The 22,535-nt window shown below is 26.7% G+C and carries 19 protein-coding genes and 3 tRNA genes; 19 read left to right on the plus strand and 3 right to left on the minus strand.

Annotated features, from left to right (window positions below):
- The first annotated feature begins 3 nt into the window (after window positions 1–3).
- Both ACW95P_RS02235 and ACW95P_RS02240 read left to right on the plus strand, forming a co-directional pair.
- The gene (locus tag ACW95P_RS02235; RefSeq protein ID WP_457961616.1) at window positions 4–813 is read left to right on the plus strand and encodes an alpha/beta fold hydrolase; all 810 of its coding nucleotides are present in this window, start codon (window positions 4–6) and stop codon (window positions 811–813) included.
- A 79-nt stretch (window positions 814–892) separates the two neighbouring features.
- Window positions 893–966 (plus strand) — tRNA-Gly (locus tag ACW95P_RS02240).
- Between the two features lie 149 nt (window positions 967–1,115).
- Here the strand turns inward: ACW95P_RS02240 and ACW95P_RS02245 are convergent.
- A complete protein-coding gene (locus ACW95P_RS02245) occupies window positions 1,116–2,096 on the minus strand; it encodes a S66 family peptidase (protein WP_457961617.1) in 981 nt (326 codons plus the stop codon).
- 95 nt (window positions 2,097–2,191) lie between these two features.
- Here ACW95P_RS02245 and ACW95P_RS02250 point away from each other — a divergent pair, with 95 nt between their 5' ends.
- The 3 genes from ACW95P_RS02250 (at window position 2,192) to ACW95P_RS02260 (ending at window position 8,726) form a co-directional block, all read left to right on the plus strand.
- Window positions 2,192–2,932 (plus strand): class I SAM-dependent methyltransferase, encoded by a 741-nt coding sequence (locus ACW95P_RS02250; RefSeq protein WP_457961618.1) that lies wholly within the window; start codon window positions 2,192–2,194, stop codon window positions 2,930–2,932.
- 85 nt (window positions 2,933–3,017) lie between these two features.
- Window positions 3,018–3,989, plus strand: coding sequence for a recombinase RecA (recA, locus tag ACW95P_RS02255; RefSeq protein WP_457961619.1), 972 nt, complete (start codon window positions 3,018–3,020; stop codon window positions 3,987–3,989).
- 3 nt (window positions 3,990–3,992) lie between these two features.
- Complete coding sequence (locus tag ACW95P_RS02260; RefSeq protein WP_457961620.1) at window positions 3,993–8,726, plus strand: hypothetical protein; 4,734 nt, start codon at window positions 3,993–3,995, stop codon at window positions 8,724–8,726.
- Between the two features lie 65 nt (window positions 8,727–8,791).
- Here ACW95P_RS02260 and trmB read toward each other — a convergent pair whose 3' ends face one another.
- Entirely contained in the window at window positions 8,792–9,397 is a 606-nt protein-coding gene (gene trmB / locus ACW95P_RS02265; protein WP_457961621.1) for a tRNA (guanosine(46)-N7)-methyltransferase TrmB, read from the minus strand.
- 155 nt (window positions 9,398–9,552) lie between these two features.
- Between trmB and ACW95P_RS02270 the strand changes: the two genes are divergently transcribed.
- The 5 genes from ACW95P_RS02270 to ACW95P_RS02290 all read left to right on the plus strand — a co-directional run bounded on the left by ACW95P_RS02270 (window position 9,553) and on the right by ACW95P_RS02290 (window position 14,857).
- Window positions 9,553–10,104 carry a DUF402 domain-containing protein gene (locus ACW95P_RS02270; protein WP_457961622.1) on the plus strand — a complete coding sequence of 184 codons (552 nt, stop codon included), beginning with the start codon at window positions 9,553–9,555 and terminating at the stop codon, window positions 10,102–10,104.
- A gap of 85 nt (window positions 10,105–10,189) precedes the next feature.
- A tRNA-Tyr gene (locus ACW95P_RS02275) sits at window positions 10,190–10,273 on the plus strand.
- A gap of 3 nt (window positions 10,274–10,276) precedes the next feature.
- Window positions 10,277–10,351, plus strand: a tRNA-Gln gene (locus tag ACW95P_RS02280).
- A gap of 166 nt (window positions 10,352–10,517) precedes the next feature.
- Entirely contained in the window at window positions 10,518–12,131 is a 1,614-nt protein-coding gene (locus tag ACW95P_RS02285) for a CTP synthase (RefSeq protein WP_457961623.1), read from the plus strand.
- On the plus strand, window positions 12,131–14,857 hold the full coding sequence (locus ACW95P_RS02290) for a cation-translocating P-type ATPase (RefSeq protein WP_457961624.1): 2,727 nt from the start codon (window positions 12,131–12,133) through the stop codon (window positions 14,855–14,857). The genes ACW95P_RS02285 and ACW95P_RS02290 overlap by 1 nt, the downstream gene beginning before the upstream one ends.
- Before the next feature lie 40 nt (window positions 14,858–14,897).
- Here ACW95P_RS02290 and ACW95P_RS02295 read toward each other — a convergent pair whose 3' ends face one another.
- Window positions 14,898–15,728 carry a Cof-type HAD-IIB family hydrolase gene (locus ACW95P_RS02295; RefSeq protein WP_457961625.1) on the minus strand — a complete coding sequence of 277 codons (831 nt, stop codon included), beginning with the start codon at window positions 15,726–15,728 and terminating at the stop codon, window positions 14,898–14,900.
- 124 nt (window positions 15,729–15,852) lie between these two features.
- Here ACW95P_RS02295 and ACW95P_RS02300 point away from each other — a divergent pair, with 124 nt between their 5' ends.
- The 9 genes from ACW95P_RS02300 to rpmA all read left to right on the plus strand — a co-directional run bounded on the left by ACW95P_RS02300 (window position 15,853) and on the right by rpmA (window position 22,524).
- Window positions 15,853–16,047, plus strand: a complete 195-nt coding sequence (locus ACW95P_RS02300) for a hypothetical protein (RefSeq protein ID WP_457961626.1) — start codon at window positions 15,853–15,855, stop codon at window positions 16,045–16,047.
- Between the two features lie 590 nt (window positions 16,048–16,637).
- Complete coding sequence (locus ACW95P_RS02305; protein WP_457961627.1) at window positions 16,638–16,817, plus strand: hypothetical protein; 180 nt, start codon at window positions 16,638–16,640, stop codon at window positions 16,815–16,817.
- Between the two features lie 326 nt (window positions 16,818–17,143).
- Window positions 17,144–17,362, plus strand: coding sequence for a hypothetical protein (locus ACW95P_RS02310; RefSeq protein ID WP_457961628.1), 219 nt, complete (start codon window positions 17,144–17,146; stop codon window positions 17,360–17,362).
- A gap of 689 nt (window positions 17,363–18,051) precedes the next feature.
- Window positions 18,052–18,915 (plus strand): thymidylate synthase, encoded by an 864-nt coding sequence (gene thyA / locus ACW95P_RS02315; RefSeq protein ID WP_457961629.1) that lies wholly within the window; start codon window positions 18,052–18,054, stop codon window positions 18,913–18,915.
- 1 nt (window position 18,916) lies between these two features.
- Window positions 18,917–19,396 carry a dihydrofolate reductase gene (locus ACW95P_RS02320; protein ID WP_457961630.1) on the plus strand — a complete coding sequence of 160 codons (480 nt, stop codon included), beginning with the start codon at window positions 18,917–18,919 and terminating at the stop codon, window positions 19,394–19,396.
- Between the two features lie 388 nt (window positions 19,397–19,784).
- Window positions 19,785–20,510, plus strand: a complete 726-nt coding sequence (locus ACW95P_RS02325; protein WP_457961631.1) for a hypothetical protein — start codon at window positions 19,785–19,787, stop codon at window positions 20,508–20,510.
- Between the two features lie 224 nt (window positions 20,511–20,734).
- Window positions 20,735–21,835, plus strand: a complete 1,101-nt coding sequence (locus tag ACW95P_RS02330) for a hypothetical protein (RefSeq protein ID WP_457961632.1) — start codon at window positions 20,735–20,737, stop codon at window positions 21,833–21,835.
- 123 nt (window positions 21,836–21,958) lie between these two features.
- A complete protein-coding gene (rplU, locus tag ACW95P_RS02335) occupies window positions 21,959–22,258 on the plus strand; it encodes a 50S ribosomal protein L21 (RefSeq protein ID WP_457961633.1) in 300 nt (99 codons plus the stop codon).
- An 8-nt stretch (window positions 22,259–22,266) separates the two neighbouring features.
- Window positions 22,267–22,524, plus strand: coding sequence for a 50S ribosomal protein L27 (rpmA, locus tag ACW95P_RS02340; protein ID WP_457961634.1), 258 nt, complete (start codon window positions 22,267–22,269; stop codon window positions 22,522–22,524).
- The last annotated feature ends 11 nt before the right edge of the window (window positions 22,525–22,535 follow it).

Consider the following 22,535-nt stretch of genomic DNA (forward strand, 5'->3'; position numbering starts at 1 on the left):
ATTATGAGAATTCATATTTTCAATGAAGAAATTAATTATGTTTATGAAGATACCAGCAAACCAAAAGTTTTATTTTTACATGGCTTTGCTTCATCACATAAATTTGCCCTGGATTTATTAAAAGTGGGTGAAGCACAATTTGATTATGTGGCCTTAGATTTCCCGGGATGCGGTTTAAGTACAGCTCACCATGATATTGATATCAACTATTATGTAGCAGTTGCTAAAGAATTTATTAAGCAATTACATTTAGAAGATGCCATTTTAGTAGGTCATTCACTTGGTGGTGCAATTGCAACTGAGTTAATGAATGCTGGTTATGGAAAATTTGCTTTACTAGTAGCACCATTTAATTACGCAATTTACCAAGATAAGCTTGAAAAAGCACGAACAATTCAAGAGTGATTATTACCAGAAACTTTTGAACAAGCTTTTGAGAGTATGAAACATTTAATTTATAACGATGTTACCAAAACTTATGTTGCTAATTTAGGGCCAACAGCAACAAATTTTTTAAAAACCATGCTTGTAAAACGTAATCTTTTCAAACACTTAGTAATTAATGAAATTGCTAACCCAGAGTATCTTAAAAATGTCTTACAACCAAATTATGATAAATTAAATCCTGACTATGTTTTTTTAGCTTGTGGTGAAAATGATTATTTTGTACCACCACAATCAATGCAACAAATGTGTCATGATTTGGGATTAAAATATCAATTGATTCCAAATTGTGGGCATGCTACTTTTTTTGAACAACCAAAAGTATTATTGGATTTAGTTAATGAGATTGTTGTTAAGCAAAAAAAATAATTTTTTTCTTGTAAAATAAATTTTGTGTTGTATAATATGGAAGTTAATTGTTGGAATTAACAAAAAAAATTCAACAATTGCGAGTGTAGTTTAATGGTAGAACTTCAGCCTTCCAAGCTGACTGTGAGGGTTCGATTCCCTTCACTCGCTCCATATCATTTATATGACCAAAGAAAACGCTATGATTCATAGCGTTTTTTATTTTATTTAAAAAATCATCGATTTTTAAAAAAGCATTCAAAATTTATGAAGCAAAGTTTTGAATGCTGTTTTTGTATTTAAAGTGATAAATTATTATAGTTTTACCACTTTTTCTTAATATGAATTGTTTGATTAGTAAAATCAATTGTAGCTTGTTGGTTTAGTGGTAATGATAGCATTGGTTTGCAATGAGAAATATCAACATCATATAAAATAGGAATATTTTTACCATTTAATAATTCAAGTAAAATTTCTACTGGATGAACTTTTGCTTCGGTATAACGAAAATTATTATATTTACCCAAAATTATAGCTTTGACATTATTAAAATATCCTGCTAAATATAAGCTATTAAAATTTCTTTCAACATTAGCATAAACTTTAGTATCATCTTCTAAAAATAAAATTCCATTTTGTTTAAAATTGGTTAAATAAGGTGATTCAAACATTGAAATTAATGCTTCGATATTACCACCTCAAATTATCCCTGTAATTGGTTTGCTAGTTGTGTTGTATATTTTTCAATTTGCATCACGAAAAATTAGTCGATCTTTTTCAAAAGTTTCTCAATTTTCAGGCGGACCATAAGTTCAATCTAATGCTTGTAAAATGAATTCTTGCTTTTCAATGGCTGTTAAAAAGTGATTTCAAGAAATTTGAGCTGATTCTAGCTCAAATTCGCCATAATTAGGAAATAAACTTGGACCATAAATAACTTTGGCTCTAGGGATTTGGTGCAAAATAGCATTTAATAAAGGTGTTGAATCACTAAAGCCAACGATAATAGGATTTTTAGCTTTGAATAATTTATAGTCTAAATAAGGTACAAGCGAAAAGCTATTAAAACCTCCAATTGCTGACATTAAAATATCAACATCATGTTTTAATAGATTATTAATTTCTTTTGCTCTAGCCTTAGCGCTTCCGGCACGGTAGTTTAGTTGATTATGTCAAAATAATTCCCCCAAGATCACTTCATGACCTAAATTTTCTAAAAATGCAATTGCTCGTTTTGCCCTTTCTGGTGAAAATGAGGCAATTGGAGTTGAAGCAGTAAAAATTCCAATTTTATATTTTTTCATTGTTAATTCCTTTTTAAACTAAATGTCTCATAAATTATAAATCAAAGCTAAAACTAATAGTTTATAATTTATTTTGTTTTTAAAGGATGAAAATAATGAAATATTCAAAAAAAATTTATAATTATTTTGAAAATGATGATGTTGTTAAAAAATATGGCGTAGCTGTTGATCAAATTGGTCTTTGAAAATCAGAAATGGCAATTTTTAGTAAATATTTTTCTAAGCAAGGTCGGTTATTGGATCTGGGTTGTGGTTCAGGGCGCACAACTTTTGGATTATATGATTTAGGTTATCGCAATTTAATTGGAGTTGATTTATCACATAATATGATTCAGCAAGCACAAAATATTGCACTTGATAAAAATGTAGCAATTGAATTTTTCCAGGGTGATGCAACTCAATTACAATTTGAAGATGCAAGTTTTGACAATTGTCTTTTTTCATTTAATGGTTTTAACGCCATTCCAACAGAAATGTTGCGTAGGCAAGCCTTACATGAAATTCATCGAATTTTGAAATCAGGCGGAATTTATATTTTTACTTCCCACAATCGCAACCAAAATAGTTTTCGTCATCATTGAGAAGCTGAGGCAAAGCGATGAGCTGAAAAAACTCAAAACCCAGCTTTTGAAAAATTTGGAGATCATTTAATTGAAGATGAGTTTGGGAAATTTAATTACATCCATTTTTACGCAATTGAGGAATTACATGATTTATTAATTGATCACGGTTTTGAAATTTTAGAAATTATTGATCGGGAAAAAAATTATCTAGAAAATGCTGCAGTTTTAAAATTTTCAAATAACACTATTTTTTATGTTGTCCGTAAAAAATAGCTAAAAAAATTGCTTCTTTAATAAAAAAATAATTTTTTTTTATCAAAATTATCAATTCCTAGCTATATATAAGTGGAGGAAAAATATGAACGAAAAAAATATTAAAGAAGCTTTAGCTGAAATTGAAAAAAAATTCGGCAAAGAATCTATCATGCTTCTTGGTCAAAAAGAAGCGGTTGATGCCGAAGTTTTTAGTACAGGTTCACTTTTAATCGACAAAGCCTTAGGTATTAATGGATTTCCTAAAGGTAGAGTTATTGAAATTTATGGACCAGAATCTTCAGGTAAAACAACATTGGCACTACATGCAATTGCTGAAGTGCAAAAAAATGATGGAATCGCCGCTTTTATTGATGCAGAGCATTCTATCGACCCAGTGTATGCTAAAAACCTAGGTGTTGATATTGACAATTTAATTTTGTCACAACCTGATTCAGGTGAACAAGCCTTAGAAATTGTTGATACTTTAACCAAAACTGGTTCAATTGATTTAATTATTGTTGATTCAGTTGCTGCACTAGTGCCTGAAGCTGAATTAAACGGAGAAATGCGAGATCAAACTATTGGTTTGCAAGCACGTTTAATGTCCAAAGCACTACGAAAAATTACTGCTTCATTAAATAAAAATGGCACAACAATTATTTTTATCAACCAAGTCCGTGAAAAAGTCGGTGTCTTTTTTGGCAATCCCGAAACTACTCCCGGTGGTAGAGCTTTGAAATTTTATTCTTCAATTCGACTTGAAGTTCGCAAAAGCACTAATATCGGCAATGGTGATGATATTAGTGGTAACTTAGTTAAGGTTAAAGTGGTGAAAAATAAATTGGCTCCACCATTTAAATCAGCTCTTGTAGAAATTATTTTCTCAAAAGGAATTTCTCATTTTGCTGAAGTAGCAACATTAGCTGAAGAACTAGGTATTGTAATTAAAAAAGGTTCATGATATGAATTTAATGGTCAAAATATTGCACAAGGTAAAAAGAATTTGACTTTATATCTAGAAAATAATGCTGAAGTTTATCAAGAAATTTTAGCAATTATTAAATCACAAATCTAATTTATGGCAAAAATTAAAATAAAAAATAAGGTAAAATATTTAGCCTTACCTTTCGGAGTTATTCCTTGAATTACAGGAATATCTTTTGCCTATGCAAATTCTGATCGCAACTACAAAAATCAAATTTTTACACAAACTAGTTTACTAACTCAAAAATATGAACCAAATATCACACATGACCAATTTATTAATCGTGCAAAACAAATGTATTACAATACAATTAATGCAACAAATACAGTGACTGATTTAGATTGAATTCTAAATCCTTATATAAAATTAAAAATTAATAACAAACTTGATTTGTATAAGAATAATCAAAAAACAGAAAATTTTCCGGCGCCTTTTGAAAATCATAACATAGTTGATAAAGCGCGTGATTTTAATGGATTTATTAAATATTTAAATGATAAAAAAAGTTGATTAAATCAACATCAAACCTATGAAAAAGTTTTTAATATATCTGCAGTTAATTTTGCAAATGAATTGAATAATAGCATTAATGAAAATGCTTTAAAAATGAATTTTTACACTCGTAATAATGAAGATTATCGCTCAATTTATCATTTAGAAAATGGCGATAATTTTCACTGAGTAAATTTTTGAGGTAATTGGCAAAATCATGATGTTAACTTTGATTATTTTGAGTGACAAATTCCACAAAATAATCATCATTTTAGCAGTAACTTTATAAAAGAAACTACTCAACCCTTAATTGAAAATCATCATTTTAAAATTAGCCAAAATAAATTTTTAAATAACTATATAAATAGCTATGAAAATAAAACTATGAAAATGCATTTCCGAGGCCCAAGTGATAAAAAACTTTATAAAATGAACTGAAGAACATATAGTTTAATGCATGATTTATTACTTTTTAATGCTCGTCCACATATTTTTTATGAAGTTTTTTATGAACCGAGTGATATGTCAAAAGAAAAATGAGTTTGACATAATTATGATAGCTCACCTTTTCCAAGATATGATTCACCAATACTAAAATCAGGTAAATATAGTCGGAAAGATATTAGTGATATTTTAAACTTTTTATTAGTTGCTGCATATCAAGCTGATAAGGATTTAACAAGTCCTTACGAAGCTGTTAAACAATGATTTAATTCATCCGCCTACATTGAATATCAAAATCGCATGTTAAACCAATATTTAGGATCTTATAAAAAAGTTGATTATATTCCCGATGAAAATACAACTACTTTTGAAAGCTATAATAGAAGAAGCGATCATGAAGCTTATGAAAAATTACTTTATTTCAAAAGAACTCTCCCTTCCATAGATAATAACTTACTTTTCAATAGCCAGCAAAATCATCAAATTAGTAAAAATCAAACTAATGCTAGCATTGATTTTGATTCCAATATTATTGGCGACTGACGAGTTGAATTCAATACAGGAATTGAATTATTTAATACTGCCAAACAAAATGTTAACTTAATGGATAACTTTAAAAGATCACATTTTTTTAATGCTCCAGAAATTGATAAAGTTGATCTATCTAAAATATATACAGTACGAACTAACTTTGAAAATGGAAATTATAAATTTTCATTAGGTTTAAACATAAAACTTGTTAAAGCTTTTTATAATTATGCTTATTTACCTGAGTTTTATAAAAAAATGAGCACTAATGTAATTAGTCAAAATCAGTTTAATAGTAGTGAAGCAATTAAACGTTTATTTAATAATGATTATCAAAATTATGTTAGTTTTTATAACAAATCACTAGCTTTGGGGTTAAAAGGCTTTTGAGAGTTTAATGAGCTAAAAGCTGCTGAAACACTATTTATTAAATTGAAAAACACTGCCAATATTTTTGATGCCTATGCTTTTAATGCAATTAAAAATAATCAAAATCAGCAACAATTTCATTTAAATAATGGCGAAACAATCTTAGTTCCACATTTTAATATTAATAAAGCTTCAAAAGCTAGTTGAGTTAATGTTTTGCATAATTCAGGTTTTGAGTTTGAAGAAGCTGTAAATGATATTAATTTGAATGCAAATTCAATTTACAGAAATTCCGCAATGAATTCTTATATTTTTGATGACGGAACTTCTAATGGTGTTATTAATGAAATTAATAAATTTAATTTTTACTACAATTTTTTACTACCAGCTATTTTAAAGCAAGATGTTTATGCTTATATTCAAGAACCTAATAGTAATAGCTTAAGAAAAGTTAAATTGTATGATAGCAACCGGTGAGAATTTAATACACTTAATGTTGCAAAGCAAAATTACAGCTCACAAAATGTTGATAGCAATGCGCAATTTATTTTAAGTGATGTTACTATTGATAATCAAAAACACGTATTAGGAAAACGTAATTTTTATGGGAATAATTCGTCTCAAATATCTATTCCAGTGCATCAAATTATTAATAGCGCAATTGAAAATTTTAACAATTCAACAATTACTCACGAAACATTATCTAAAAATTTCGGCTTAACAGCAACAAATGAAAAATTATACTGAAATATTGAGGATTTTAACAACCCTTATTTATTAAACTTAAATCAAAATACATTAAAGCCAACTTCTAAAAATTCTAGTATTAAAAGAATTTTCATTTCAAACAATATAGTTCCTGTTTTTGAACAATTATCACCTTCTGACTATTTAAATTTTTTCAATAGGGACAAATTACAATGAAGCAAATTATTAGAAAAAGTTTTTTACGAAGTATTAACAAATAATTTAGCGCAAAATAATGCATTTATTAATAATGAAATTTCTGGAAAAATTATTGATGAAATTTATTTAAAATCATTATTAAAAAATTCTGAAAATTTTAATAAATTAAATACATTACTAGCGACTGAAAATATTTTTAATTCATTTACTGACTTTAATTATGAGAAAAAACTTATTGATGCTTTAATTGTTAATCATATTGATTTAAAAAAATTATTACCAAATGATGATACTGGGAGTATGTTTATTTTAGCAACTTTTAATGCAAAAATTAATCCTAAGCAATTAAGTGCAGAAAATGGATTTTATCTAGTTGATAAAAAACTTTCATCACAAGGTAAAGTTGTTGAATATCAATACTTAATTAACATTTATAGTCATTATAAAAATCTGAAATTTAATTCAGAAATTATTAATGACATAAAAATTAAAAAAGCACATAATAGTCAATTTATTGAAGAAGAAAATATTATTCAATTTGTTGAAGATTTTGCAAAAGATGAAAATAATTATATTTTTAAATTATTTACAGAAACAAAAGCAGCAAGACCGGAGATTAACTATGAAGTTGTTAATGATAAATTTTATTTAACAGCAGCATATACTAACAAAGATATTGAAGATTTAAAAGTTATTTTATCTAAAATTACCAATATTAATTTATTACCCAAAACATGAATTTTAGATTTAAAACAAAATATAATAAAAATTCCATTAGAAAATTTTGTTAATATTAAACAAAAAATTAATTTACCTATTTTAAAAGATGTAGATTTTAATAACTCATTTGCTGTAGGTTGAAATAATAATTTAGAAAAAAACATTACCTTAGAAGATGTTGCTAGACAATTTAATGATTTAGACATATGAAATAAAAAAGCTTTTTTTGAAATTAATAATGCTGATAAAATCTCAAATATTTTATTATCAACAAAAAATAATCAATTAATTTTTAGTTTTATCATTAATAGTGATGTTTACTTTGCATCTAAAACCAATGAATTAGTTTTTAGTAATTTTAAAAATATTGTTGGAATTGAAAACTTAAATGCAAAAGAACAATTAATTAACTTATTTAAAAAACAGGACTTATTAACCAAAAATATTGATAAATTTAATGGTAAAAAACTAAATGAAAAACTATTATATTTTAATTCAACAACAACAAATGAAAAACCGTTTCAAAATGGTATAAAAAATATTGAATTAGAAAAAGTTATTTCCAAACAAGATGAGAATTTAATTTTTATTAAAGTTAAAGTTGATCTAAATGAAAATTATGTTTGAAAAAATGCTTTAGATGAAGAATTATTACTAGAAATTTCATTTGATGCAGCATCAGAAGAAAAAATTAAGGTTTCCAAAACTCAAAATCTTCCTGAACCAAAAATTAATTTAATCGCCTTACAAAGTTTAATTGACAAACATAATATTTATGATGCAGTAGCTTTAGAAGTGTTATTAAAAAATATGTCATTATTAGAAAAAACTAAAATTTTAAACTGAAATACTAGTGAAGAAACAATTCAAAATGTTTTAACAGCTATGATAATTGAAATTATGGATACTAAAATGTTAATCGAACTAAAAGTTAATGATAAATTTAAGTGAAATGACAATTTTAATGGTGTTTTGAAAACTTCTAAAATTAAATATAAACCAAAACCAATTCCAAAAATTGAACTACCAGTTCCAGATAGGACTACTTTAAAACCAGAAACGGAAATTATTTTTATTGATAAAAATAATGAAAATAATATCGGCGATGTTACATCTAATCCAAAAAACTCTAATAAAGAAGAAATTTCTGTATTTGGAGATACAAACGTGCTTAATTCAGAAAATAAAAATAAAAATAATTTAAGCATTATTTTGCCAGCGATATTAATTCCGTTTATACTGATTAGTTCATTATTAAGTTTTTTAGCAGTTAAATTTAGAAAACACCCATCATTTAAAGATAGTAAAATTAAAGTAATTAAAAACTTTTTCAATAAAAAATTCAGAAAAAAATCTAAAAAAATTTAAACTTAATGATTTTAAAAATAACTAGCTATTTTTTTAGCTAGTTATTTTACTATATTGAAATTATTTTAGAGTTTTGCTTCCAAATAATTAATATTTTTGCTTTTATCTGATCATTTTTTTTCATATCCAGTCATGATATTTCCTTGTGATAGTTCTGAGTTATGAAAATCTCTAGTAATATTTAAAATTTTTGCGCCAAATTCTTCTAATGATTCAAGTGAATAATCGAAAAATCCATCATTATCCGTTTTTAATTTTAAAACACCATTTTCAGATAATAAATTTTTATAAATTATTAAAAATTTTTTATAAGTTAAACGTCTTTTGTAATGACGTTTTTTAGGTCAAGGATCACTAAAAGTCAATCAAATTAAATCTACTTTTCCAAGTAATTTTTCAGCTAATTCTTCAATATCAGCATTAATTATTTTAAAATTAGTTAGTTGATTAGCTTGTGCTTTCTTTAATGCTTTATAAGCAACTGTAGAATATTTTTCGACGCCAATGTAGTCATTATTCGGATTTTGAATTGCTAGTTCTACTAGCATTTCGCCTTTACCCATTCCAATTTCTAAAACAGTATTATTTTGTAATTTAAGTGGAAAATCTTTAATAACATAATCACTTTCTAATAGTAAATTTTTAGAATCTTTAATGTTTCTTAATCTCATATTAGTAAATATCATAAACTAAAATAAATTTTAATTAAATATTATTTTGATTTTAAATTTATTGTCTAATTTCATTGATTAAAATCAAAATTCTAAAAATCTAAAATATTTTTTATTTTAAAAATGTTTTATAATTAAAAAATATAAGGAGAACAATGAAAAATCAAAACGTAAAAGTTGGAAGTATCATTAGTGCTCAGGCTTATAAATACAACGGCGAATTGTACCGACAGTGGAATGGAATAAAAGTTGTCGAAAATTCACAAGATCATGTTGTTTTGCACCTTGATAAAACTAGAGTTTCTAAAAAAAATAGTCAAAACTGAGTGATCCGAGAATTAGTTATTTGATTTTTACCTAAAAATCGTATGTTTAATGCAATTATTTCCATCCGTAATGGTCAGCCTTATGTCTATATTAATTTATGTTCTTCATTTATTTTTGAAGATAATACAATTAAATTCATAGATTATGATCTTGACATCAAATGTTTTCCTGGGGAAGATTTTAAAATTATTGATAAATCAGATTTTCGTAAAAATCGTACAAAATTAAAATACCCTATTAGATTAGTTAATAAAATTTATTCAACAATTTTAGATGTTTTAGAAATGTATTTACAAGATGAGTATTTTTTTGATCACACTTATTTGAAAACATATATTAAAGAATTAAGTGCTAAAACTAAAAAAAATAAATCAAATTAATGTTTTTTAAATGCCTTGAAAAAAAATAAAAAAATATTTTGGATTTTTTAAAAAAATTATATAATAATAAGGCATTTAACTCAATGGGGGGGTAGCAAAGCGGCCAAATGCGGGTGGCTGTAACCCACTTTCTCCGGATTCGGGGGTTCGAATCCCTCCCCCCCCACCATTTTGCCCCGTCGCCAAGCGGTAAGGCAGCGGTTTTTGGTGCCGCCATGCGTTAGTTCGAATCTAACCGGGGCAGCCATATCATTTGTAAGAATGACCAACCAAAAAAAATTATTAAAAATCATACTTAGGTATGGTTTTTATTTTTAAATAATTATTTATATGTGTAAAATTATAGCAATCAAAAATTTTACAAATTAACTCTTAATTTGTAATTTTTATTTTTTAAAATAGGGGTGAAAAAAATGTCAAAGTATATTTTTGTTACAGGTGGAGTAATTTCTGGATTAGGTAAAGGAGTTGCGGCTGCTTCGATTGGGAATATTTTAAAAGCAAGAGGTTATAAAATTTTTGTTTTAAAATTAGATCCTTATTTAAATGTTGATCCAGGAGTAATTTCTCCATATGAGCATGGTGAAGTTTATGTAACTGGCGATGGTGGTGAAACTGATTTAGATTTAGGACATTATGAACGTTTTATTGATGAAAATTTCACCAAAGATTCCAATTACACTTCAGGGAAAATTTTTGCCAAAATTTTAGATAATGAACGCAAGGGTAAATATAATGGAAAAACTGTTCAATTCATCCCCCATGTTACTAACGAAATTAAAAATATTATTACTAATATTGAAAAAAAATACCAAGTAGATTTTGTAATTGTTGAAATTGGTGGTACTGTTGGTGACATTGAATCCAACCCTTTTGTTTATTCACTAGCTGAAATGCGTAGCAAAAATCCTCAAGATGTTTTTTTTATTCACGTTACATACGTCCCTTTTTTAAGTGCTTCAAATGATTTTAAAACTAAACCAACTCAGAATTCAATTAGAATTTTGAATTCAATGGGTATTCAACCTAATATTATTTTATTAAGAGCAGATAATGACATTGCTAATGACATTATTGAAAAAGTTGCATATAATGCTTTTTTACCTAAAAGTAATGTTATTTCAATGCCTAATTTAAAAAGTATTTATGATGTTCCGGGTTGATTAGAATCACGTAAAACTGCAGAAATTATTCAAAAATACTTTGGTTTTAAAAACAAGACAGCAAAATTAGATGTTTGATATGATTTTGCTGAAAAAGCAAAACAAAAACATCCAAATAAGATTACTATCGGAATGATAGGTAAATATGTTGAATTCATCGATGCTTATAAATCAATTGTTGAAGCGCTGTTAATTTCTGGAATTTATAAAAATGTAAAAATTAATTTAAAATGAATTGAATCTTCGAAAATAACTTCTAAAACAGCTGATAAAATTTTAAAAAACCTTGATGGAGTAATGATTTTACCAGGTTTTGGAATTAGAGGTTTTGAAGGTAAAGTTACTGCTGCAATTTATACTAGAGAAAAAGATATACCAACATTTGGTATTTGTTTAGGTATGCAAGCAATGTCGGTTGCTCAAGCGCGATTAAAAGGCTATTCAAAAGCTACATCAGCTGAGTTTGCTCAAGAAGAAGATGATGAAGTTTATGTTTTAGATTTAATTGATAATAAAGCAAAGCAAATGGGGGGGACTTTGCGCTTGGGGAATTACGATATTCAATTTACAGAAGATTCACTACTAGCAGAATATTATGAAACTAATAAGGTCATCGAAAGACATCGTCATCGTTATGAAATTACTAAAAAATTTCAAGAAATTCTACCTGATGGAGATTTTGATTTTTCAGGAATTAATCCAGCTTCAAATTTAGTTGAAGCTTGTGAAATGAAAAGTAAAAAGTTTTATATCGGTACACAATATCACCCTGAATTTACAGCTAGACCATTAAAGCCACACAAATTATTTAATGCTTTTATTGATAAAACATTAGAATACAAATTAGCAAAGAAAGTTAAATAATGCATCAAGATTACCCAACAGATTTAAACAAAGGTTTAAACCGAAATCAAATTGAAAATCAGCGCCAACAATTTGGATCTAATATTATTGTTTCTAAAAAAAACACCCCAATTTATATTAAATTTTTAAAGCATTTAATTGAACCTATGATGTTGCTGTTAATTATTGCTGGAGCTATCGCCTTTGCAATTGCTTTATACAATCAAATTTCAGGACATGAATCTCACTCACAAACTGATACTATTATCGAATTTGTTGAGCCATTTGTAATTTGATTTATTGTTTTATTAAATGCTTTTTTTGGTACCTACCAAGAATACAAAGCTGAAAAAAATGTTGAAGCATTAGAAAAAATGACCGCACCCACAACAACAGTATTGCGTGAAGGTAATGTATTGGAAATTCCGGCAAAAGATGTTGTTGTTGGTGACATTGTGTTAATTGAAGCGGGGAATCAAATTACAGCTGATGGAATTTTATTGGAATCAGCAGCTTTGGAAGTAAATGAATCACTTTTAACCGGGGAATCTACATCAGTTTTCAAGGATGCCAATGCCAAGGTTGAGCCTAACGCTGCCTTAGGTGATCGTTTAAATTATGTATTTTTAGGAACTTATGTGATTCATGGTCGGGCAAAATTTTTAGTCATAAATGTAGGAATGAATACAGAAATTGGAAAAATTTCACAATCAATTAATGAAGCAAAAGATAAGTTAACTCCTTTACAGGAAAAAGTGAATCGATTAGGAAAATGAATTGGAATTGGAGCTTCCATTTTATGTTTATTAACAATTTTAATTTACATTTTATTTGTAGCCAATGTAATCAATTTTCCAGAACGAGCTCAAGATTATAAATATTGAGTTAAAGGTTTATTAGTTGCAATTACATTAGCAATTGGGACAATTCCTGAAGGTTTATTACCAATTATGACGGTGATATTATCTTCTGGAGTAAGAAATTTAGCAAAGAAAAATGCAATTGTTAAAAAAATATCTTCTGCAGAAACATTAGGAAGTGTATCGATTATTTGTTCTGATAAAACTGGAACTCTTACACAAAATAAAATGACTGTGACAAAATTGTGAGACAGCCATAACGCTGATTTTATGTCAAATTTCACCACCCCTTCAGCAGAAAATCTTTTAACAAAAGCAATTCTATGTACAGACGGATCAATCACAATAGAAGCTGATAAACAAATTAATTTAATTGGAGATCCAACAGAAACATCGATTTTAGACATGAGTTATCAAGTTAATTCCAATTTATTAAAAACTAATTTAATAACAAAATACCCGCGTGTGGCAGAAATTCCTTTTGAATCAGACCGCAAAATGATGTCTGTAATTGTAAAGGATGGTAATGATTATTTAGTGATTACTAAAGGTGCTCCAGATCAAGTTTTTCAAAGATTAAAAAATTATAATGCCGCAGCTGCAAAAGCAAATGAAATGATGGGTCATGATGCCCTGCGTGTTTTAGCTGTTGCAATTAAAAAAATTACTAATTTGCCTATTCATTTAACTAGCGAAGTAATTGAAAGCAATCTCGAACTTGTTGGATTGATTGGGATAATTGATCCTCCAAGACAAGAAGTTTATGGAGCTATTTCAGAAAATAAGAAAGCCGGTATAAAAACGGTTATGATCACAGGGGATCATGCCAATACTGCAGGGGCGATTGCTAAAGACTTAAAAATTCTAAATCCAGGTGAAAAGATTATTACAGGCGCTGAATTGGCATTATTATCTGATGCTGAATTGCAAGCACAAGTACAAGAGTTTTCAGTTTATGCTCGGGTGAGTCCAAGTGATAAAATCCGTATTGTTAAAGCTTGGCAAGCTAATGGGCACATTGTCTCAATGACGGGAGATGGTGTTAATGATGCACCAGCACTAAAAAGTGCTGATATTGGTTGTGCCATGGGAATTACTGGAACAGATGTTTCAAAACAAGCAGCTGATTTAATACTAACTGATGATAACTTCACAACAATTGTTAATGCCGTTAGACAAGGTAGAGGTTTGTTATATCGGATTAAAAAATTAATGGTATTTTTATTTGCAACTAATTTGGCAGCAATGTTTACAACTTTTATTGGCATCTTAATTTTTGCTTCTAATCCATTATCAGCACTGCAAATTTTATGAATTAATGTTATTAGCGAGACTTTTCCAGGTATTGCTTTAGGATTTAATGATGAAAAAGTGGATTTAATGAATCGGAAACCCTTACCCAAAAATGCCCCAATTATTACTCGAAATATGTTTTTAAAAATTTTATTTTTAGGACTTTTTGCATCAATGACCTCACTTTTAATGTTTTATATTGGAGCCGGCTCTTTTTATGATTTTAATTTTCTAACGATGCGTCAACAATTAGGGACTTCAACAATTGGACTAGATGCTTATCATTTTGGAAGTGGCTTAGCTTTTTTGACATTGGGACTAAACTTGTCAGCTAATTCATTAATTATCGGTTCAAGTAAATCAATTTTTAATAGTCAATGAAGTAATACTAAAATTTTATGGTTAGGGTTCATAGTATCGCTATTATTTATTTTATTTGTTGTTTATGTACCGGGTGTTAATACCTTATTTAATATGGCGCCATATGCAAGTATAAATTTTAGTTGACTAAATGCCATACCTTTTATTATTGGTGGTTTATTTTTAAGTACAACAACCATTATTTATTACAAAAAAGGCATAAAAATTCAATAAAAAAACGCTGAAATAATATCAGCATTTTTTATTGAATTTTTTATTTGCTTGGTTTAATATTTTTAAAACGATATAAATAATCATCGATTGCCATTCCAACACCATTTTGGTCATAAGCGGTAGTATGCAATTTTGCATACTGTTCCACACCATCGCGAGCATTGGCAACTGCGTAGCTATAAGGTGTTATTACAAACATTGGAATATCATTAGGACTATCACCAACAACCATTACAGTTTCGGGATCCTGGGGATGTAAATGGTTTAAAAATCATTTAATTGCAGAACCTTTATTAACACCTTTAGCAGTTAACTCTAAATGATGATCTTTCATATTAATGATTTCTAAACTACCGTCTTCTTCAAGTGCTTTTTTTGCCGCTTCAATATTTTTATCTTTGCCAAAAAGTTCCATTTTAACAACATTTTTTTGTGTTTTATCTGCATTTTTAACAACAACTTGAGGATCTATTAATGAATAATTTCAACTAGTTAAAAATTCAGATTTATGATTCAAGGTAAAATAATTTTCGTGATTTCAAAAATTTAGTTGTAGATCATATTTTTTAGCTAAATCAATAACTAATTGTTGTTGCTCTTGGTTAAATTCTTTTGAATATAAGTATTTTTTTTCAACATTATCAAAAACTGTAGCTCCATTTGAAGTAATTAAATAACGAGCATGTAATTGGTCAGCTAATTTTTGGTGGCGTTCAAATGGAGGGTTTCCTGTTGTGATAACAAATTCAATATCAGATTCATTAATTGCGCGATGTATATGTTTAACAGTTTCATCTCTAACTGTGAAATCTGTCCCATACAATGTTCCGTCAACATCGGAAAAAACAAAGGGTTTTAAGTTATTTTTCATATGAACAATTATAAACAAAACAAAAATTTATTTTTAAAATTTCAGAAGCTAAGTTATAGCTCTAAACATAGATTTGATTATTTTATAATTTTTTAAACATTTGAACAATCAATAATTTTATTACTTGCCAAAAAATATATTTATTTATCTTGTGGGTTTTGATGGAGCAAAGCACTTATTTATCGCTACCCAAAATTTCACTGATCATAATATGTATGTTTTATCAAAAAATCCAAATTGAAAAACAGATAATTCAAGTGTTGTTGTATTATCTGATTACACAGAATTTATCAAAAAATATCAAAATAATCTCCATTAAGACTTGTATGTAATGGGCGGAATTAGCATTCACGAACACAAGTAGTTCCTTATTGTGAGTAATTATTCATTTTAATTTTTAAGGGTAATTATGAGGGTGATTGTTATTTATGCAATGTTTAATTAAATGAATTCGAAATTTACAAAATTTAAAATTTTAAACAATTTGATGTTTATTATTATCTTAGAAAGTTTTAAAATAGAATTTTTATTAATCTTGAAAATTAAAAAATATTTTTAAGTATTTTAATGATCTCAGAAATTTAATAGAGATCATTTTTTATATAAATTTTTAACTAGTTTTTTTATTTTTAATAAATTTTAATTTTTGTTTTATCAATAATTTGGATATAAAATGCTATATTTTGTAAACATTTATGACATGTTGGGTTATATGAATTTTCAATTTATTTTATTTTTTTAATCTATAATTTTTATATAGAAAAGGGTTTAATAAAAATAAATGTTGTTAATTGGAATGTGGAATTGATTAAATATACAACAGAAGAGTCTGGAGAATATAAAATTAAAATTATAAAATGAAAGGCGCTAATTTTGGAAACTCAGTATACGATAAATTAGCAGTAACATATGTTAAAAAATAATAAGTTAAAAAAATATTTATTAATTAGTTTTATTTCAATAGTTTTTTTAGTATCTATACCTTCTTTAAGCTATTACTTAATTAGTCAAAAAAATAATTTTTCAAAACACAAAGATGAAGAATTGAAAATTAATAGTTTTGATTATCTTGATGAAAAAAAATTATAAATAAATCACAAATTTTAAAAGTTGATTTCCCTTTTTTATCTAAAAAAGAAAAAGGAATTATAAAAAGTGAAAATGATTTAAAGGATTGAAAAAAATAATTAAAACAATTCTTAGAAAAGGCAATAAAAAATTCTAATTTAACTAAAACGGCTAAAAATGAAGAATTAAATAAACGCAACAAAGAATTGAATGATTTTTTCAATAATCTCAAGAAAGTTTTTAACTATAATTTTTTTAAAAATTTTGATTTAGTATTTTATAAAACTACAAGTTCAAAACATACTTATAGTTCTTTGGTTGATTCTATTCAATTCAAGGGCGATACATTGGTAATTAATTCTATTGATAGATGATCAATTTGAGGAAGACAAGAATGAGCAATTAATGATATATATTGACCTAATCAATTATATTTAGTAATATTTCTTAAAATGCCAATTAATACAAAAATAAAAATTAATAAAATATCTACATGAGAACAATATTTCGATTACCGAAAAGAAATGCCTTATAAAAGTTTTACTAATTTAAAAAATAAGAGTTAATTTAGCAAAAATATAAATTCTTATTTTAAAAACTAAAATAAAGATTTAAATTTAAAAAGCGATAAATCTTAGTCAAAAATCTTAAATTTTAAGTTTTTGACTATTTTTATAATTTGTTTTTTATGTTTAAAGATACTATAAAGTTTCCTCCCCAATTTGACATTCCATTTCATTTAAAAATATTGAATTGTTATTAATCTATTGGAATGCTTGACCTCTGGGTGTTGCATACCCGAGGTCGAGCATGTTGTGTTTATAAACATTGAATCATTTCATAAATGAAATGGAATAAAACAAAAACAGGAGACCTGGCGGTCTCCCATATATAAAAGAAGAGACCACCCAACCCCAACCGCCCAAGCGTGCTCTGCCGCGGCGGTGGGGTGGGGGTCTCTTCTATGTTGTTTCACAACCCCCCTTACCCCCCCATTAAATTAAATGAAGAGTAAAAAGGTGGAAACCATATTAACTTTTACCTATTCTATATACAATCAAAAAACCAGACCCCCGAAACAAAAAAAGTTGCAAGAATAGAGTTAATATTGTCTGATTTATGATTGTTTTTACCTTTTTAGTATCTTAAAAAAATGAATAATATGTGTTATACAAGTGTTATATTTTGTTCAAAGCTTTTTTAAATCATTATAATTGAAGTTACACTAAAAAAAACATTGCAATGGAGTATAGTAATGCAACAATATTTAAATTTACTTAACCATGTTAAAAAACATGGTAAAATGCGTAAAAATCGCACTCAAACTGATACAATTGGTATTTTTGGTTATCAAATGCGATTTGATTTAACTAAAGGATTTCCATTATTAACTACGAAAAAAGTTAATTTTCATGCTATAGTTGGAGAATTACTATGATTCATCAAAGGTGATACTAATATTAAATTTTTAGTTGACAATAAAATTAATATTTGAAATGAGTGGCCTTATAAAAATTACCAAAAATCACCTGATTATCAGGGTGAAACATTAGAAGAATTTATTAACAAAATTAAAACTGATGCTATTTTTGCGACTAAGCATGGTAATTTAGGCCCGGTCTATGGTAAACAATGACGTGATTTTTTGGGTATAGATCAACTAAAAAAAGTGATTGAATCAATTAAAAAAGATCCTTATTCACGTCGTCATATTGTTTCAGCATGAAATCCTTTAGAGGTTGATGATATGTTACTGCCGCCTTGTCATTCATTATTTCAATTTTATGTTGAAGATAATAAATTGAGTTGCCAGCTGTACCAACGTTCAGCTGACATTTTCCTAGGGGTGCCATTTAATATCGCTTCTTATTCTTTGCTAACTTATTTAATAGCTCAAGAAACCGGATTAGAAGTTGGTGAGTTTGTACATACTTTTGGCGATGCTCATATTTATGTTAATCATTTAGAACAAATTAATTTACAATTATTGAGAAATCCAAAAAAATTACCACAACTTAAATTAAATCCAAATAAAAGTATTTTTGAATTTAATTTCAATGATGTTGAGCTAATTGATTATGATCCGGAACCATTTATTAAAGGGGAGGTTGCAGTTTAAAATGTTAAAAGCAATTTGAGCCATGACAAAAGATCACCTTGTTGGCAAAGGTAATACAATACCTTGATACATTAAAGAAGAATTTGCACACTTTAGAAGACAAACATTGCATCAAGATGTTTTAATGGGACAAAGCACTTATTTATCGTTGCCCAAAAATTTCACTGATCGTAATATGTATGTTTTATCAAAAAATCCAAATTGAAAACCAGATAATTCAAGTGTTGTTGTATTATCTGATTACACAGAATTTATCAAAAAATATCAAAATAATCTCCATCAAGACTTGTATGTAATGGGTGGAATTAGCATTTACGAACAACTAGTTCCTCATTGTGATGAATTGATCATTTCGATTGTTAAGGGTGATTACGAAGGTGATCGTTATTTATACAATGTTGAATTAAATGATTTCGAAATTTACAAAATTGAAAATTTTAAACAATTTGATGTTTATTATTATAGAAAACGCTTGAAGTAAATATTCTATTTTAAAATATATAAAAAAACATATGCATTTGTAATTAAGTGCATATTTTTTGCATTTTTTTCATAAATATTTTGGCTTTATTTTTTATTTTATAATTTATAATTTTAATAAGATAAAAGAGGAGGTTTTATAAATATTATTTTTTGCTTCAAAGCATTAATCATTTTTTAAAAAAGGAGTTAAAATGAAAATAAAATAATTAGAAGAAAAAGCAATTGAAGCAATAATTGACATCGTGTTAAAAAAATAGATGTTGTTAATTCTAATGTAGAGTTAATTAAACATCGTGCAGAAGAATCTGGGGAATATATAGTTAAAGTTATAAGAAAAAAAGACGCTAATTTTCACAATTCAGAGTATGATAAATTAGCTATTACATATGTTAAAAAATATTAAAATAAAAAAATATTTAATAATTAGTTTTATATCACTAGTTTCACTATCTGCTATAACATTAACAAGTTACTATTTGATTAGTCAGAAAAATAGTTCTCCTAAATATAAAGATGAAGAATTAAAAATTAATAATTTTGATTATTTTGATGAAAAAAAATTCACAAATAAAACACAGATTTTAAAAATCGATTTTCGTTTTCCATCTAAAAATAGAAATGGAATTATTAAAAATCAAAATGATTTAAATAATTGAAAAAAAGAAGTAAATGAATTAGTGCTAGAAAAAGTAAAAAAATCAAATTTGACAAAAGCATCATTAATAGAAGAACTAGATAAACAAAGAAAAGCACTAAATGATTTTTTTGATAATTTTAAAAAAGTTTTTAATGCTAATTTTTTTGAAAATTTTGATTTAGTATTTTATGAAACATTAAGTTCTAACCATTCTTATAGTTCTATAGTTGATTCTATTCAGCTTATAAATAATGAATTAATAATTAATTCTATTGATAGGTGAATAATTTGAGGAAGAGAAAACTGAAAAATCAATCTAGCTTATTATCCTCCACAATTATATTTGGCAGTAGTTCCTAAAATGCCAATTAATACAAAAATAAAAATTAATAAAATATCTACATGAGAACAATATTTCGATTACCGAAAAGAAATGCCTTATAAAAGTTTTACTAATTTAAAAAATAAGAGTTAATTTAGTAAAAATATAAATTCTTATTTTAAAAACTAAAATAAAATAAAGATTTAAATTTAAAAAGCAATAAATCTTAGTCAAAAATCTTAAATTTTAAGTTTTTGACTATCTTTTATAATTTGTTTTTTATCTTTTTAAATTTAGTGATTATGTTTTATCTTAAAAAGCTTTTTAAAATTTGTTAAAATTTATTTAACATTTTTTACTGAAAGGCGCTTAATATAATGCAAAAGAAAAAGTTTGTTAAACTTTTAACATTTTCACTATCACCCATTTTAATTTCTACAATTCTTGTAGCTTGTTCAAATCAATATACTAAAAAAGTAGCAAAGCCAACTCCGGAACCATTGCCAACACCATCACAACCTACACCAATTACACCACCAAAAGCAAAAAGTAATTTATTAAAAATTAATAATACTGAAATCGATCTTCAAGATGGCAATATTTTCTTTTTAATTAAAAATTATTATAATGGAGAAATTATTGACAACCGTGATGGTAATCCAATTGATGGAATTGTGCAAATTAGACCACAAGATAAAATCGAGTTAAAAAATAACGATAGTTTAATTTGAGTCTTTGATTTAACAAAACCAACATTAGTTAATATAAATAATTATCAAGATTATTTATATTTAAAATTTCCACCAAATAGCATAGTTCCAGCTGTAGCTAATAAATTAATGCAACAAAATTCTGAATCATGAGCAAAAACAATAGATTCAAATACTAAGTTACCTACTTATTATTTAAAATTTGCTAAAAATCAATTAAGTCAAAACGTTTTTGGAGCATTGAGATATAAAGACTATATTGTGCCACAAAATATTGATCAAGAACAACTTTACAAAAATTTATCAGGCTTTCAATATTCAGCATTAAATCAAATTAATTCATCAGCTGCTAATAAACCATATTTTGATGACATTTTAAATTTTTTAGATTTAAATTACACTAATGGGACTTACAAGAAAAAACAAAAACAAGTGACCTTAGATTCGAATGAATCTGATAGAGAATCTAATAATGCAGCTTCAAATGATAAAGTAGGATCAATTCCAAACTTAAATAAAAAAGCATTATTAGAAATTTATGAACAATTACACTATTTACCAATTGTTGAATTTGGAGCAAATAGCTTTGAAGTTACTAAAATTGCTGATAATGCACTAAAAATTTCTTACAAATCTGATAAAGGACCTTCAAATGTTAGCTTAGCAATTAAACAAGGCGACAATTTTATTGATATTGCTGAAAATATCGCCATAAACCCAAATTCTAATACTCCAAAAGATAGTAAAAATTTAATTGGTAAATACTAACGTTTTTAAGAATTTATGATAAAATTTTAATCGTTACTTCAAACGTAACCATTCTGAAAAGGTTGTAAAATTGCCGTTGGTAATACCTTAAAGATGAGCCGATGTTAAGGAGATATACTTACAATGTTTGCAATTATTCAAACAGGCGGAAAACAAATTATTGTTAAAAAAGATGACACCATTTTCATTGAAAAAATTGAAGGTAATGAAGGTGATGTTGTAACTTTTGATCAAGTACTTGTATTAAATGATAAAATTGGTGCACCATTAGTTGCTAATGCTGTTGTTACTGGAGTTATTGAAAAACAAGGAAAACAAAAGAAAATTGTTGTTTATCGTCACAATCCCAAATCAACTCACAAGCGTAAATTAGGGCACCGTCAACCTTATACAAGGGTAAAAATTTTGGAATTGAAAGGATAAAATAAGAAATGGCAAAGACAAAAGCTGGTGGATCAACCCGTAATGGTCGTGATTCCAAAGGTAGACGTCTAGGATTAAAACTAGGCGACGGACAATTAGCTACAGCTGGAGCTATCATTTTTAGACAAAGAGGAACCAAAATTTTTCCAGGTACTAATGTAGGTTGTGGAAACGATTACACCCTATTCGCGTTGATTGATGGATATGTAAAATATGAAACAAGAAAAAATCGCACTTTTGTTTCAGTGTATGCAGAAAAGCAATAAAACCTTAAATT

It is taken from the genome of Mycoplasma pogonae (assembly GCF_054170725.1).